This window comes from Acinetobacter portensis, assembly GCF_010646905.1.
GTDB classification, from domain to species: Bacteria; Pseudomonadota; Gammaproteobacteria; order Pseudomonadales; family Moraxellaceae; genus Acinetobacter; species Acinetobacter portensis.
The window spans coordinates 893,132-907,659 of sequence record NZ_JAAARQ010000002.1; the positions used below are offsets into that span (position 1 = coordinate 893,132).

A 14,528-nucleotide genomic window follows, 5' to 3' on the forward strand; every position below is an offset into this window, starting at 1 on the left:
GAGTTTATTTGCAATAACAATTGTTATGTTATAACATAATATGTATTAAGTAATGGAAGATAAATCATGCGTCCTAACATCCATCCTGAATATAGAGAAGTTCTTTTCCACGATACCAATGCAAATGCCTTTTTTATTATTGGTAGCACATTGCAAACAACCCAAGCGAAAGAGCATGAAGGTAAAATGTACCCTTATGTGACCTTGGATATTTCAAGTGCATCTCACCCGTTCTATACAGGTGAACAACGTCAAACAAGTAATGAAGGTCGTGTTGCGAACTTTAATAAACGCTTTGCACGTTTCAAACGATAACAAGTTTTTCAGATTATTTTAAGAAAACAAATATAAAGTCCTTCTATTCCCAAGCCTAAGTGACACTCCAGAACTTAGGCTTTTTTTATTTTAATATTCTAAATTTTGAATTACTTGTTTTGTAAAATCAGTTGAAATACATAAAAACCAATTGCAAGTACCATCACACCTAAAATTAAACTACTCATTGCATAAGCCAAAGCCATTGGAACTTGACCTTGTTTTATTAATTGAAATGTTTCTAAACCAAAACTTGAGAATGTAGTAAATCCACCTAAAACACCCACCATTAAAAGTAAGCGTGCTTCATTTTGAAGAATTGAAAATTTTTGACTAAATGCAAAAAATACGCCTGCAAGAAAACAGCCAAGTAAGTTCACTGACCACGTTGTCCAAGGAAATAATCCTGTAGGTTTCGCAAACCATACGCCTGCGCCGTAGCGAAATGTTGCACCAATTGCACCACCAAGCGCGACCAATAACCAATTCATGTAAATTCCAATATGGGTTAAAACAATATACAAAATATCCTTACGGATATTTTAAATTTATTTATAGCACTAAAACTTGATTTGAGTATTCAAATTTAGCTTAAAAAATTGCTATAGTCGGCAAGCTTTTACACTATTTTCTAAGGATAAAATCAATCATGGCTCAAGATTTATTGGCTCAGCTTCAAGCAGGCACAGCAAAATTTTCTGATGTAATCGCATTTATTGAAGCACGTTATAACCATACACCTACAGCATTTAAAAATGGTGCTCAAGCCAATGCTGCTACAGAAAACCAAGGCAGTGCGAAAGTATTTTCTTTTGCTCAACTTAATGATTTAAATCAAGCACAAACTTTGAGTTTATTTGCAGAACATTATGCTTCTGTTCTTGCAACACCTGAAGCAACAGATCACCAAAACATTCGCCAATTTATGATTCATGGTTGGGATGGTATTGCATTTGAAGCTACGGCTTTAACAGCAAAATAATTGAAAAATGACGCGATAAAAAACCGCTTAAATATAAGCGGTTTTTTATGTCATTGGAGCTGTATTTAAACTTTTTCAATCCACTGAATTGAACTTACACGGAATACTTCACAAGCACCATCACCTGTATCGGTTGGGCTTAAAGATGATGTCCAAACCAAGTCTTTATCTTTAATTTCAACAAGCTCACCTTTCAAGCGAACTAAATCGCCACGTTTCACTTGCTTAATTTCTTTGGCAATTTCTGGATTTGCAGGAATGATGTGCATATTCGACACCATTTGCATTGCTAACTCTTTTGGAACAGGAACTTTATCCATTTTCCAATTTAAAAAGCGATCAAACTGTCTGACATAAATTTGGCTTGCAATTTCAGACTGAGCAAATAAGCCCCAGCTCACGGCATAATCGATAGGTGAAAATTTTGCTTGAGCATCATCTGTATAAATTTTTGAACCCAAAATTCGGAAATCACCTTTAAAATCTTTCAATGGTGCAATAGATTGCGTACTTTCTACAGGTGCTAAACCTTTGGCGATGTTATATTCCGTAGATGCATGCGTTGTCATCTGTAGCGCAGAACCTACAAGCAACATCCCCAACAATAAACGTTTCATTATAAATACCTCGCCATTTTTCAATTATTTGCACAACACAATATGAACTTATTTAAACTGTTCATTTTATTGTCTTTGCATTTCTATCATTTTTATCTTAAACCTAGATTAAGGATAAATTTTATATTTTTCGTAACAATAAGAATCTTTTGAGTTGGATCATGATTTCAAGTAAATATTAATGTTCTTTCATCCATCATTTTTTGATTCCAAGATTTAGTCAAGAGTAGATAACATGCAACTAATAATTAATCTTGAAAATCTATTCGAATGGTTTCAAAGCGGACACGTCCCTCTTTAATGGCTTGTTCAATGGCTTGCTGACCTTTGGTTAATCTTGCTCCACCACTTTTAATATCAATTAAAACCACTTCTATATCTTCAGCATCGCCATCGCCATCGCGGAAATCTGTATACCCATCAAAAACCACATAATCGACAGGATCACCTAAAAATTTTGCATCGCTAGGTAAATATTGAAATTCAGGCATAATTGGTGCAAGTTGTTCTGCCATTTTACCTTTAAGAACAGCACGACTAGTATTCACACTTCGTTTTTGCGCATGAACTAAAGCGTGTTGATGTTCTAATTCCAACTCTGCAATATATTGTTCATATTCTGCTTTAATACGTCCATTTCTTGAATTACTTAAAATAATGGTGGTGAGGATAATCCCTACACTTGCACCAATCAACATTGCCATCCATATGGACATTACACTTTCCTAGTTCTTAAATAAGCAAATAAGTAAGACTGCATACAACTTTTGTTTTGTGTCATATTTCAGCCAATAAACAATGATATGCTAGCTGTGAGCGGAATTACATCTTTCTTTATTAGTTGGGTCATGAAAACAATATTAGTTGCAAACCAAAAAGGCGGCTGCGGTAAAACACTTACAGCAATTAGTTTAGCTTCAGCTTTAGCTCAGAAAGGCTATCGTGTAGCACTTGCAGATGCAGACAATCAAAAATCTGCTTTGCAATGGCTAAAACAACGTCCAAAAACAGCAGCACCTATTGAAACCTTAGATTGGCGTCATGAAAAATCAATTGGTGATGCCCCGAAGAATATTGAATATTTAATTATTGATGCACCAGGTGCACTTTCTGGTGAGCATGCTGAACAACTTATAAGTGAAGCACATGCCATTATTACCCCGCTACAACCTTCTTTTTTTGATATCGACAGCACACGTCGTTTTCTCAAACATCTGCAAGATATTAAACGTATTCGCAAAGGTAAAGTGCAAATTTTATTACTTGCTAACCGCGTGAAACCCAATGGTATAAATTCAAAAGAAATGCAGGACTTTTTTAGCAAAGTTGAACAAAAACCTATTACATGGATTTCAGAACGTGCCGCTTATGGACAACTGGCGATGCAAGGTTTAAGCATTTTTGACAAAACACAAAAGAATTTCATAGAAATTCAAAAACAGTGGCAGCCTATTTTAAAAGCCATTATTGAAGATCCGAGTGAGTGGTTTTAAACAAAATTTAGTACACAAGTAAATGAATTAAAATCACACTGTAAACGTTATTCACTAGAACTTACTCAGTGCGCATTTGCGGAAGTTTTTTTTTGAGTTAATATGGCTTATGAATTAAGGAATAACCTAGTGAATTCAACACAAAAATACGCACCTACAATACAAAAATTTTTGTTATTCGGACTTTTTTTCATTCTGCTCTATTTAGGCTTCGATGTTCTAAAATACTTTATTGTACCTGTGCTTTGGGCTGCAATTATTGCCTATATGACATGGCCTTTATATCAAAGAATTCTGAATTTTTGTGGTAGAAACAGACCAACCTTAAGCGCAACTATTATGATTATTTTAGTGGTGCTTGTGATTGGTATTCCTGTTATTTGCGCTATTTTCTTACTTCAGCACGAAGGTCGAAACTTATACTTCTCACTACAAAAGCAGGTATTCTCGGGTCACTTAAGTGTGCCCGATTTTGTTCGCGAACTTCCTTTAATTGGCAAAGAAATTTCACGTACACTAAATGATATTAACCAAGACCCAAACAGCATTATTCAAAATGTTTCGGCTTGGATACAAGGGCATTTAAATTACGGAAAAGCAGTACTCAATGAAGTGAGTAAAAACATCTTCAAACTGTGTTTTGCTGTGATGTCTTTATTCTTTTTCTACCGAGACGGTCAAACCATTTTGAACCAAGTGCGTCAAGCTTTTGAGAAAGTTGTTGGCCCACAAATTCACCATTATATTTCAACAATTTCAGACACAACTCGTGCTGTTGTTTATGGTGTAGGTTTAACTGCTGTCGCTCAATCACTTTTAGCAGGCGTAAGTTACTTTGCTGCAGGTGTTCCTAACCCAATGGTACTCACCATTGTCACGTTCTTATTTGCACTCATTCCATTTGGCCCTCCTGTTGCTTATACCTCGGTTTCACTGTGGCTATTTTCACAAGGACAAACCGTTGAAGCCATTGGTGTTATGGCATGGGGCGTTTGTGTCGTAAGTACTGCAGATAATGTGATTCGCCCATTGGTCATTTCAGGCGCAACACAAATTCCATTCTTGCTGATTATGTTTGGTGTATTGGGTGGTTTAGCAAGTTTTGGTATGGTCGGTTTATTTATTGGCCCCGTGATACTTGCGGTGCTTTTAGCCATTTGGCGTGAATGGTTACATGAGGCTCAACCTGAGCCCATTATGATGCCCAAAGGCACATTGGTATATGATCTTGAAGATGACAGTTTACAAGAGCACAAAGAACCCAAAGCCTAAACATATGCCAATTTAATTTTTAAAAGAGCCATTTTTTGGCTCTTTTTTTATAAATGTTATTCATAACTCATCTTTACCAAAAATAAAAATGTGGATAAGTTCCAGTTTATGCACAGAGCTCAAATGACAAATCTATTCAGATTTATAAACTGTTTAAATTGACAGCAAAGCAAAAAAAGTTCACTTTAAAATTCACCATAAAAATTTATTTAGATGATGTCTGTGAATCATTTTAGCTCATGGTTTCAAGCCTTTAAAACAAATGCAATTCTGGTCTATTGCTTACAAATTTGTATTGTTTTAACAGGCACAACACTTGGTCTTTTCTACTTGGGTTATCAGGAACTGATTGTTCCCGTTACCCTTGGTGCAATTGCGACTGCACTTACAGATTTTGATGATCGGCTCAGTATTCGTTTACGCAATTTACTGTATGTCTGCGTGCTATTTTTTGGTGTCAGCACCATCTTAGATTTTTTACATCCTTATAAATTCTATTTCATTTTATTTTTATCACTTTCTAGTGCTGTTCTTATTTTACTTAGCGCACTTGGACAGCGTTATGCGACCATCTCTTTTGGGACAATTTTACTTTCTATTTACACCATGTTTGGCTTGGGTGAATATTCGGAATGGTACTTCCAACCCACCTGTTTTGTGATGGGCACACTCTGGTATGGACTTACCGCAATTGTATTTTATTTAATAAAACCCACCCTTGCGGTACAAGATAATTTAAGCCAAAACTTCGAAAAAATAGCGGAACTTCTTTTTGCAAAAGCCAAACTTTTCGACCCAGACAATACTCAAAATGTAGAATCTCTTTTATATGAATTATCTTTAAAAAATAGTGACGTTGTACAAGCGCTTAATAAAACTAAAACATCATTACTCACCCGTTTAAAAGCCTCAAGGGCAAATCAAAATACAATTTACTGGCTCAATTTATACTTTTTAGCACAAGATATTCACGAACAAGCGAGCTCGAATTATTTACATTATGAACATATTCACAAAAATTTTAGCCGTACAGATTTAATCTTTAGAATTCAAAAAAATATTCGTTTACATGCCATTAGTTGCCAAGAACTTGCGCAATGTATTTTGCACAATAAAACCTATGAACCAAGCCAAGAACGCATACAAGCTTTACACTATTTAAAAAGCTCTATGCACGATTGGATTGCCAATAATCCGAACAATATTGATGTTAAAAATTTACAATTAATTCTCACCAATTTAGAAACCTTTTTAGAGCGTTTTACTGGGCTTAAAAACTTACAAACACAACAAGAATCGCACTATCAACAGCATGTAGATAATTTGAATTTACTTGATGATGATATTCAAGACATACACGATTTATGGCTGAAGTTAAAACAACATTTAACCCCTCAATCTGCGCTATTTCGTCATGCGGTACGCATCGCCTTTGTATTTGCTGTGGGGTATTCCATTTCACTTTTACCCTTTGCAAAGAACGGTTATTGGATTTTACTGACCAGTTTATTCGTGTGCCAAATGCGCTACTTTGCCACCAAAAGCCGTTTAAAAATGCGAACTTTAGGCACGCTTTTAGGGGTACTTTTTGGCATTCCAATTTTGTATTTTGTGCCAAGTATTGAGGGACAATTACTTTTAACCATTATTTTTGGCGTATGCTTTTTCTATTTAAGTGCAAAAAAATATGCTGTGGCAACACTCATGGCAACCTTAATGGTTTTACTGATTTTTAACTTAAAAGGTGCAGGTTATGCCATTATTTTACCGCGCATTATCGATACGCTTTTAGGCTGTTTTATTGCATGGTTTGCGGTAAGTACCATTTGGCCAGATTGGGATTTCCGCAATATTTCCAACACCATCAAAAAAAGCAGCAAAACAACTTTAGATTATTTAGATGCTGTGGTGAAACAATATCAATTTGGCAAAAATAACAGTATTGAATACCGTAAAGCACGTCGTTCTGCACACAATGCACAAACTGAACTTTCCACCATGATTTCAAGTTTAAGTACAGAACCCAACCCGAACCCTGAACTCATTCATCATGCCTTTCGTTATTTAGTTTATAGCCACAGCCAACTCAGCTATGTTTCTGCTTTAGGCAGTCATAGAGAACATGTTGAAGACGCTCAAGTCCTTACACTTATGCAATGGACGCAAAAAACTTTAGAAGCGGTATTACTTCATCAAGAGGCTATTTCTGAGCAGATGATTCAGCTTAAATTAGATGAAATTTCTAAGCTCAATAACCAAGATGCTTTGTCCGATGACCTACTTTTGGTATTAAAACAAATGAGTTTATTACTCGAAACTTTGCCTGAATTAATATCACTTAAAACAACCCTATTAAAATTAGAGATTAAATAGAGCATTCATCATTTTTTAAATATAGATTTTAGTCATGAACTTGAATGATATTTCCCTTGAAAATCTTTACAGATTTCTTGTATTTCTCATTCAATCATTCATCTTTCTGCTATACACTCCAAGTTCATTCTCATTGGCTTAATAGTGAACATGAATATTAAAACTCTACGTTTTGTGGGGGTATTGGAAGGTATTTCCTTCTTACTTCTTCTTTTCATTGCAATGCCTGTTAAATACATGTTGGATAATCCAATTCTTGTGAAATATGTAGGTATGGGGCACGGCGTACTTTTCGTTTTATTTCTTGCTGTTTTATTTGTCGTTTGTGAAAAGCAAAAATGGTCAATTAAGATGTTTATTTTAGGTTTAATTGCATCAATTTTGCCATTTGGTCCTTTTGTATTTGACCGTAAGTTAAAGACTTTAGAAAAATCATAATCATGTGATGTTTTCAAAATAAAAAACCTCCACATTTGGAGGTTTTTACTTATAGATTAAATAATTTAAAACTGCCCATTTTCAACGCGCTCTTGCATCACTTTTTTCAAATGCAAACGTGGCAAAGTAAACCAAAAAGCAATGAATGCAAAACAGGTTAAGCTATATGCCCAAATGTGGAAACTTTCAAATAATATTCGTCCAAGCTCTAAAAATATAAAGAAGCTCATCATCATCAGTACGGAAACTGCTGCAGCAACTGTCCCTTTTGATACTTCAGAGGACATGAGTGCAAAGCGATAAAGCACAGAGAAGCTAATGCCCTCGCCAAAACTAATTAAAGTCATTCCTACAATGAGGCTATGCACAAAGTAGTCTTGCCAAATTGATCCGAGTATTAAAATGAATGTGCCTAAAAACATGAGTGGTAAGCCCATCATCGCAGTTTTGCCTAAAGCATATTTATCGATGATTTTAAGTAGCACTAAATTTCCCGCAATTAACCCACCTAATATTGGAAATTGAGCAAGCCCATATTCCATGCTACTTAAACCTAAATATTCCACAAGCATAACGGGTGAAAGTGCAATCCACAGCATTAATGGCATTGCGACCAAAGGTAATGCCAAGGTTAAGGCAAGAAATCTTTTATTTTTAAAGACTTGTTTAAAGTCATCTAAAATATAAGTCAGTGGCTGTTTTGGTCTGCTGACTTTTACATCTGGCATTTTTGCTTTTAGGCCAAACCAACTTATAAGCGTGATGATTGCTATGCCAATAAAGCCCCAATGCCAAGATATATGGTCAATCATAAATGCACCCAATACAGGACCTAAAAGCGGTGCAAGTAAGGATACGTTTGCCATAAGTGCCATAACTTTTATGGCATCTCGTTCTTCGAAGTTTTCTTGGATTGCTGCATAACCTACTGCGCCAATGACCGACAAGCCAAAGCCTTGTAAAAAGCGTAGTACTAAAAAGCTTTCGATATTGGTTGTTAGTAGAATAAGCAGGCAGCTTAATGCGAAAAAGAGTACGCCACCCAATAGGACTTTTTTACGTCCTAAGCGGTCTGAAAGTGGCCCGAGTAGCCAAGCAACACATGCCCCACCCAGTAGGTAGAATGACATGGAAGATGGTGCCCATGTGCTACTTACGCCAAAGTCTTTGGTAATGGCGAGCATGGCAGGTTGGACTAAGTCGTTGCCGATATAGACGGAGAATTCGAAAAGTACCAATGCCAACGGAAACATAAATGTGGCACGGTTTAGTTTTACTGTTTGTATATTTTGCATTTATTTCTTCGTGTGGTTATTGGTTTGTCTGAACCACATTTATTTTGGGGGAGATAAGCTTCTGCCCAATGACAAACTCTGAGTTTTTGAATTTAAGTTTTTTGGAGATTTGCCTATTTTAGGCTTTGAAAAACATCGTATTCACGTGATGTCTATTTCATTGGTTTTTGCTGTGAGATTTGTTTGCTCATGCCAATACACCTTGGGATGAGTAGGTGTATTGTAGCAGAGCGATGATTTATTGTCTTTATGCGGTTTGTTCAGGAATGGTTTCTAAAATTTAACTTCGGGATTCTTTTCAAAAATAAGCCATTTATTTTTCATCCATTTTTCAACTTTGTCTTTACCTAAAATAGCTAATAGATTATTTAACAACATAAACTTGGCATTATCATCATAATAATAAACGACAACTCGAACTCTACGATCCATATCATCATTTAAGCAAAATAAATCATTAATATAATCCTTATCCGATGAATCTAATGAATGCCCCAAATAGAAAAATTCAAATCCAATATAACGTTATGGTCACCTCGCCCCATTTGTATAAATTTAGTGGTGACACTGTTCAATGCATTTGCACTCAATAATTTTAAATCATTTTCAAATTTACGTTTTCCAGATTCAATGCTTTCTTTAAAATGATCTAAAAATAAATACTCAGTATCTTTAAAAAGCTTTTGATGATATTTCGTAAACCCATAAGCTTTTAGCTTTTTTAAGGATTCATCTTCTAAATCCGATACTCCTAGCACAATATTTTGTTTTTCTCCAAAACGACCATGTAGAAATTCAGCTTTAACTTCACTTTCATAGAATTTTCTAAATGTATTCGTATAATTAAATGAAAAAATATGATCAGGTTGAATCCAATCTTTAGATTCAATTTTAAATTTTACTTTTGGTTCTAATCTATCTACTATCAGCTCTAAGTATAGATTAAATATTTTCGTAAATTCATCAAGTTGAGAATGTAACATAGACATATATTTAGAGTAATTGAAACCTAAAGTACCGTCATCAGGTACGATAAAGCATATTGGTGAAAAGTAACCTGCTATCTTATCTTTTTTACCAAAACCATTAGGTATATTACATCCAAATCTTTCATTCTTTTTAAAAATACCTAGTAAATTTAAAATATCAAATCTTCTTTTACTTATTTTATAAATTTGATCTTCAATTAGCGTTTCTAAGCTAATATCATAATCAAATTTCCCTTTTGATTCGTAAACTTGATAAATATTGGCAAACAATCCGCTCAATATATTTAAAGCCTCTTCAATTTTTAATTCAAAATCAATCCAAGTTTTAACCTCTCGAACATGTTCAGAAAAATACTGATACCAAACATTTTCTTTTAATTGATTTTGTAGTTTCTCAACTTCATCAACAGAAATTTTAATTTCCTCAGTTTTATACATCGCCTTTGTATGTTGAAAAAAACTATTCTGCCATTCTTCTTCAGTTTCATTATTTTTATGCCAATAATCCTTTATAAATAGATCATCAAAACCCATCTCACCTTTAGCAATATCCCCATTTTCTATAGCATCCATTGCAATCATAAAATGATCATACTTGGTCGGTAAATAATGTGACAAATCAAAACCATTCCCGACAATTAAAATATTCATTGTTTTTATATTTCCCCAAATAAAAAAAGCGTATCAATTGATACGCTTTTATGAGCCAAAATACATTAAAAATCAATCATATTTTGGGCTAATATCAAGGGCAAAGTGCCGTTTGGAAAGTCTTGGTATTTTTACCACGTCCACACTTAAACTCTTCTTTTTTATCTACCTGTTTCCAGTCATTACCCTGCAACTTAAAACTATAAATCGTACGAATCGCACTCACAGAATCATCCATTAAACCCGCTTGCAACACCATCACTTGCGCTACATTTGGCGATTCCACACTATTAAATACCTGACGAATTTCAATTGTATTTAACTCAGACTTCAAATCTGGATGAGCTTTTAAAACTTGCTCAAATGGCGTATGAGAAGTTCCCACACCTACCTTAGACACTAAATCCTTCGTGGTTGCACAGCCTGCCAAAAGCCCAACACATACAGACATCATTGCTATTTTTTTTAACATCTTCATTACTCAAAATAAAAAAGGCATACCATATATCATGCTATGCCTTTTAAAATTACACTATAGAAAATCTGTGTCTTTCTAGCAAAACACTTTCAATTAAGGACATGTTTTTTTGTGATATGTCGTCGTATCTGCGCCACGTCCACACTTTTGCGTTTCATCAACACTCAGTTGTTTCCACTCGCCATCTATAAATCTAAATTTAAAATCCTTTCGCGTTCCAACCACTGAATCATCTGCCCAACCCTCTTGAATTAAGGTTACGGTAGCTTCACGAATGTTATTTTCTGCCGAAAGTTTTTGGCTTATTTGAATCGTGTTGTAGTCATGAAAATCTTCAACAGTTTTATATACCTGATCTAATGGAGAACCAGCTTTTGTTTCAGGATAAACTCTTGTTTCTTCTTTATTACTTGAAGTTGAACTTAAATTTTGAGTGCTTGCACACCCCATTAAAGCCAATATTGTAAATACGGAAAAGCTTATTTTTTTTAACATTCTATTGTCTCTATTTATAAAAAAAGATGCAGCATTTAAATAATGCTGCATCTTTTAATTTTGAAAAATAAGAGAATTGTAAAACAATTAAAGATCGAACAATTTACCTGGGTTCATAATACCGTTCGGGTCAAATACTTGTTTCAACGCTTTCATGTATTCAATTTCTTCAGCAGTACGCGTGTATTCAAGGTAAGGTTTTTTCGTCATACCTACACCGTGTTCCGCAGAAATCGAACCGTCATATTTTTTCACAGTGTCGAATACATATTTGTTCACCACCTGACATTTACCAAAAAACTCATCTTTCGTTAAGTTTTCAGGTTTTAAGATGTTCAAGTGCAAATTACCGTCACCAATATGACCAAACCAACAAATTTCAAAGTCAGGATAATTCTCAGATACGATTGCATCAATTTCTTTAATAAATGCAGGAACATGCGTAATTAACACAGAAATGTCATTTTTATATGGTGTAAATGGCGCAATCGATTCAGAGATATCTTCACGTAAACGCCATAAGCTTTCTACTTGATCTAAGCTTTGGCTCATTACACCATCAAGCACCCAACCTTCTTCCATGCAATGCTCGAAGATTTCCATCGACGCATCCATAATTGGTTCATACGGCGCTTCAAATTCAAGCAATACATAAAATGGACATTCAGTTTCAAATGGACGTTGCACATGACCATTTGCCAAAACTTTTTGCATTGCAAGTTCACCAAAGAACTCAAATGCGGTTAAATCAATTTTCTTTTGGAAGGCATGAAGTACAGGCATAATCGCGTCAAAATCGGGAACGCCCAATACCATAACTTGTAAATCATGTGGTTGACGTTCAAGTTTAATTTCAGCTTCTGTTACTAAACCTAAAGTACCTTCACCACCAATAAATAAGTGTTGAAGCGCATAACCCGTAGCGTTTTTAATCATGCCTTTGTTTAAACGAAGGATGTCGCCTTTACCCGTCACAACCGTTAAACCTAAAACCCAGTTACGTGTCATGCCGTATTTAATTACTTTAATACCGCCAGCATTTGTACCAATGTTACCGCCAATTTGCGATGAACCTGCAGATGCGAAATCTACTGGGTAGTACATGCCTTGTTCTTCAGCATAATTTTGAAGTTGCTCAGTTACCACACCTGCTTGAACTCGAACCATACGATCTGCTGGGAAGAACTCAAGAATTTGGTTCATTTTGTCCATGCTCACCACGATTTCACCGTTGGTAGCCACAGCACCTGCAGATAAACCTGTACGACCACCCGATGGCGTTACCGCAACATTAAATTGGTTCGCAAGTTTTACAATTTCTTGTACTTGTTCAGTCGTCGATGGAAAAACGATAACCGATGGATTAGGGTCGAAGTGCTTAGTATGGTCACGTCCCCAATTTTGGAGGCTATCCGCATCTGTTTTAATGCGGTTTTCACCAACAATTGCAGTTAATTGGGTCAATAACTCTGGGGTTAAAGCGACTGGAGCATTCATCGTTTTCAGACCTTGCAAGAAGTAAACAAGTAGTTAGTGTCTTAGAGAGTGCTGTTTTTAAACAATATTTACCATGTTCAAATGCACATTTCTTAGACTGATCGTGAAGATAAATCCGACAGCATGAACGTGTCAGATTTTCACGAGGCAGTATTATAAGCCATTTTTACAAAATCCCGCAGAAAATCGTATTTTTAGAATGTCGCCTTTGAAATTACACAGTTAATTAGACCAATTTCGACAAACCTTGTCACATATTTTAGAAAAATACCTCTGCCCAAAGCCATAAAGGAAATGTATATAGGCTAATTTCCTATGCTATTATATCGCCACTAAATTTGGCCTTTGTAGCGGAGCCGTAATGAGCCAACATCTTTCTTTGCCTAAAGATAAAATTCGTTTCTTGTTGTTAGAAGGCGTTCATCAAAACGCTGTAGACACTTTAAATGCTGCTGGATACACCAATATCGATTACCATAAAACTGCGCTTGAAGGTGAAGCGTTGAAAGAAGCGGTAAAAGATGCTCACTTCATTGGTATTCGTTCTCGTACTCAACTGACTGAAGAAATTTTCGAAGCTGCAAACAAGCTTATTGCTGTGGGTTGTTTCTGTATTGGTACGAACCAAGTGAATTTAGATGCAGCAATGCGTCGTGGTATTCCTGTATTTAACGCACCATATTCAAACACACGTTCAGTTGCTGAACTTGTGCTTGCTGAAGCAATCCTTCTTCTTCGTCGTGTACCTGAAAAATCTACAGATACACATGCAGGCGGTTGGAACAAATCTGCTGTTGGCTCGTATGAAACACGTGGTAAAACATTAGGTATCGTTGGTTACGGCTCTATCGGTTCTCAACTTTCTGTACTTGCAGAAAGCTTGGGTATGAAAGTGATCTACTTCGACACAGTGACTAAATTACCTTTAGGTAATGCACGTCAAGTGGGTAGCCTAGATGAATTATTGGCAAATGCTGATGTTGTATCACTGCATGTTCCTGATGTTCCATCTACGCGCAACTTCATGACCAAAGAAAAATTTGCACAAATGAAAGAAGGTGCAATTTTCATCAATGCTGCACGTGGTACATGTGTTGTTATTGAAGACTTGGCAGATGCATTGAAATCTGGTCATCTTGCAGGTGCTGCGGTTGACGTATTCCCTAAAGAGCCGAAAGCGAATGGTGAAGAATTTGTTTCTCCACTTCGTAACATCCCTAACGTGATTTTAACACCTCACGTAGGTGGTTCTACAATCGAAGCGCAAGCAAACATTGGTTTAGAAGTTGGTGAGAAATTCGTTGCTTACTCAGATAAAGGTATGACTTTATCTGCTGTAAACTTCCCTGAAATTGCTTTACCGTTGACTGAAGGTAAACATCGTTTACTTCATATTCATAAAAATATTCCGGGTGTTCTTTCTAAAATTAACAACTTGTTTGCTGAACACGGCATCAACATCTCTGGTCAATCTTTAATGACTAAAGGTGATGTTGGTTACTTAGTTATGGACGTAGATGCAACAGCATCTCAAGAAGCGCTTGATACACTTCACGAAGTTGAAGGTACAATTCGCGTACGTGTATTGTTCTAATATTCGTTTATATTTAAAACCACAGCATTCGTGCTGTGG

The 14,528-nt window shown here is 35.7% G+C and carries 16 protein-coding genes; 7 read left to right on the top strand and 9 right to left on the bottom strand.

Features of this window, described 5'->3' with window-relative positions; translation table 11 throughout:
• Positions 1-66 precede the first annotated feature (66 nt).
• Complete coding sequence (locus GTK57_RS04270; protein ID WP_152875056.1) at positions 67-315, top strand: type B 50S ribosomal protein L31; 249 nt, start codon at positions 67-69, stop codon at positions 313-315.
• A 110-nt stretch (positions 316-425) separates the two neighbouring features.
• Here GTK57_RS04270 and crcB read toward each other — a convergent pair whose 3' ends face one another.
• Complete coding sequence (gene crcB, locus GTK57_RS04275; protein WP_163121503.1) at positions 426-806, bottom strand: fluoride efflux transporter CrcB; 381 nt, start codon at positions 804-806, stop codon at positions 426-428.
• A gap of 158 nt (positions 807-964) precedes the next feature.
• On the opposite strand from crcB, the gene GTK57_RS04280 reads away from it, so the two are divergent.
• A complete protein-coding gene (locus GTK57_RS04280) occupies positions 965-1,297 on the top strand; it encodes a HopJ type III effector protein (protein WP_163121505.1) in 333 nt (110 codons plus the stop codon).
• Positions 1,298-1,362: 65 nt separating this feature from the next.
• On the opposite strand, the gene GTK57_RS04285 is transcribed toward GTK57_RS04280, so the two are convergent.
• Complete coding sequence (locus GTK57_RS04285; protein WP_163121507.1) at positions 1,363-1,914, bottom strand: hypothetical protein; 552 nt, start codon at positions 1,912-1,914, stop codon at positions 1,363-1,365.
• A 248-nt stretch (positions 1,915-2,162) separates the two neighbouring features.
• Entirely contained in the window at positions 2,163-2,630 is a 468-nt protein-coding gene (locus GTK57_RS04290; protein ID WP_152875047.1) for a Holliday junction resolvase-like protein, read from the bottom strand.
• Between the two features lie 132 nt (positions 2,631-2,762).
• Here GTK57_RS04290 and GTK57_RS04295 point away from each other — a divergent pair, with 132 nt between their 5' ends.
• From GTK57_RS04295 to GTK57_RS04310, 4 genes are all read left to right on the top strand, one after another.
• Positions 2,763-3,407: a ParA family protein gene (locus GTK57_RS04295; RefSeq protein ID WP_152875045.1), complete on the top strand. Its 645-nt coding sequence runs from the start codon at positions 2,763-2,765 to the stop codon at positions 3,405-3,407.
• 129 nt (positions 3,408-3,536) lie between these two features.
• Positions 3,537-4,679, top strand: coding sequence for an AI-2E family transporter (locus tag GTK57_RS04300; RefSeq protein ID WP_163121509.1), 1,143 nt, complete (start codon positions 3,537-3,539; stop codon positions 4,677-4,679).
• 216 nt (positions 4,680-4,895) lie between these two features.
• Positions 4,896-7,052 carry a YccS family putative transporter gene (yccS, locus tag GTK57_RS04305; protein ID WP_163124598.1) on the top strand — a complete coding sequence of 719 codons (2,157 nt, stop codon included), beginning with the start codon at positions 4,896-4,898 and terminating at the stop codon, positions 7,050-7,052.
• Between the two features lie 150 nt (positions 7,053-7,202).
• The gene (locus tag GTK57_RS04310; protein ID WP_152875042.1) at positions 7,203-7,490 is read left to right on the top strand and encodes a DUF3817 domain-containing protein; all 288 of its coding nucleotides are present in this window, start codon (positions 7,203-7,205) and stop codon (positions 7,488-7,490) included.
• Between the two features lie 65 nt (positions 7,491-7,555).
• Here GTK57_RS04310 and craA read toward each other — a convergent pair whose 3' ends face one another.
• The 6 genes from craA to GTK57_RS04335 all read right to left on the bottom strand — a co-directional run bounded on the left by craA (position 7,556) and on the right by GTK57_RS04335 (position 12,895).
• Positions 7,556-8,785, bottom strand: a complete 1,230-nt coding sequence (gene craA, locus GTK57_RS04315; RefSeq protein ID WP_152875041.1) for a chloramphenicol efflux MFS transporter CraA — start codon at positions 8,783-8,785, stop codon at positions 7,556-7,558.
• A 273-nt stretch (positions 8,786-9,058) separates the two neighbouring features.
• A complete protein-coding gene (locus GTK57_RS14640; RefSeq protein ID WP_228720283.1) occupies positions 9,059-9,283 on the bottom strand; it encodes a hypothetical protein in 225 nt (74 codons plus the stop codon).
• Entirely contained in the window at positions 9,268-10,425 is a 1,158-nt protein-coding gene (locus tag GTK57_RS04320) for an AbiH family protein (protein ID WP_228720284.1), read from the bottom strand. Before GTK57_RS04320 ends, GTK57_RS14640 begins: the two co-directional genes overlap by 16 nt.
• A gap of 94 nt (positions 10,426-10,519) precedes the next feature.
• Positions 10,520-10,897, bottom strand: a complete 378-nt coding sequence (locus GTK57_RS04325; protein ID WP_152872885.1) for a hypothetical protein — start codon at positions 10,895-10,897, stop codon at positions 10,520-10,522.
• Between the two features lie 99 nt (positions 10,898-10,996).
• Positions 10,997-11,398, bottom strand: coding sequence for a hypothetical protein (locus GTK57_RS04330; RefSeq protein WP_163121511.1), 402 nt, complete (start codon positions 11,396-11,398; stop codon positions 10,997-10,999).
• Between the two features lie 87 nt (positions 11,399-11,485).
• The gene (locus GTK57_RS04335) at positions 11,486-12,895 is read right to left on the bottom strand and encodes an FAD-binding oxidoreductase (RefSeq protein WP_163121513.1); all 1,410 of its coding nucleotides are present in this window, start codon (positions 12,893-12,895) and stop codon (positions 11,486-11,488) included.
• Between the two features lie 361 nt (positions 12,896-13,256).
• On the opposite strand from GTK57_RS04335, the gene serA reads away from it, so the two are divergent.
• Positions 13,257-14,489, top strand: a complete 1,233-nt coding sequence (gene serA / locus GTK57_RS04340) for a phosphoglycerate dehydrogenase (protein WP_152872882.1) — start codon at positions 13,257-13,259, stop codon at positions 14,487-14,489.
• Positions 14,490-14,528: the final 39 nt, after the last annotated feature.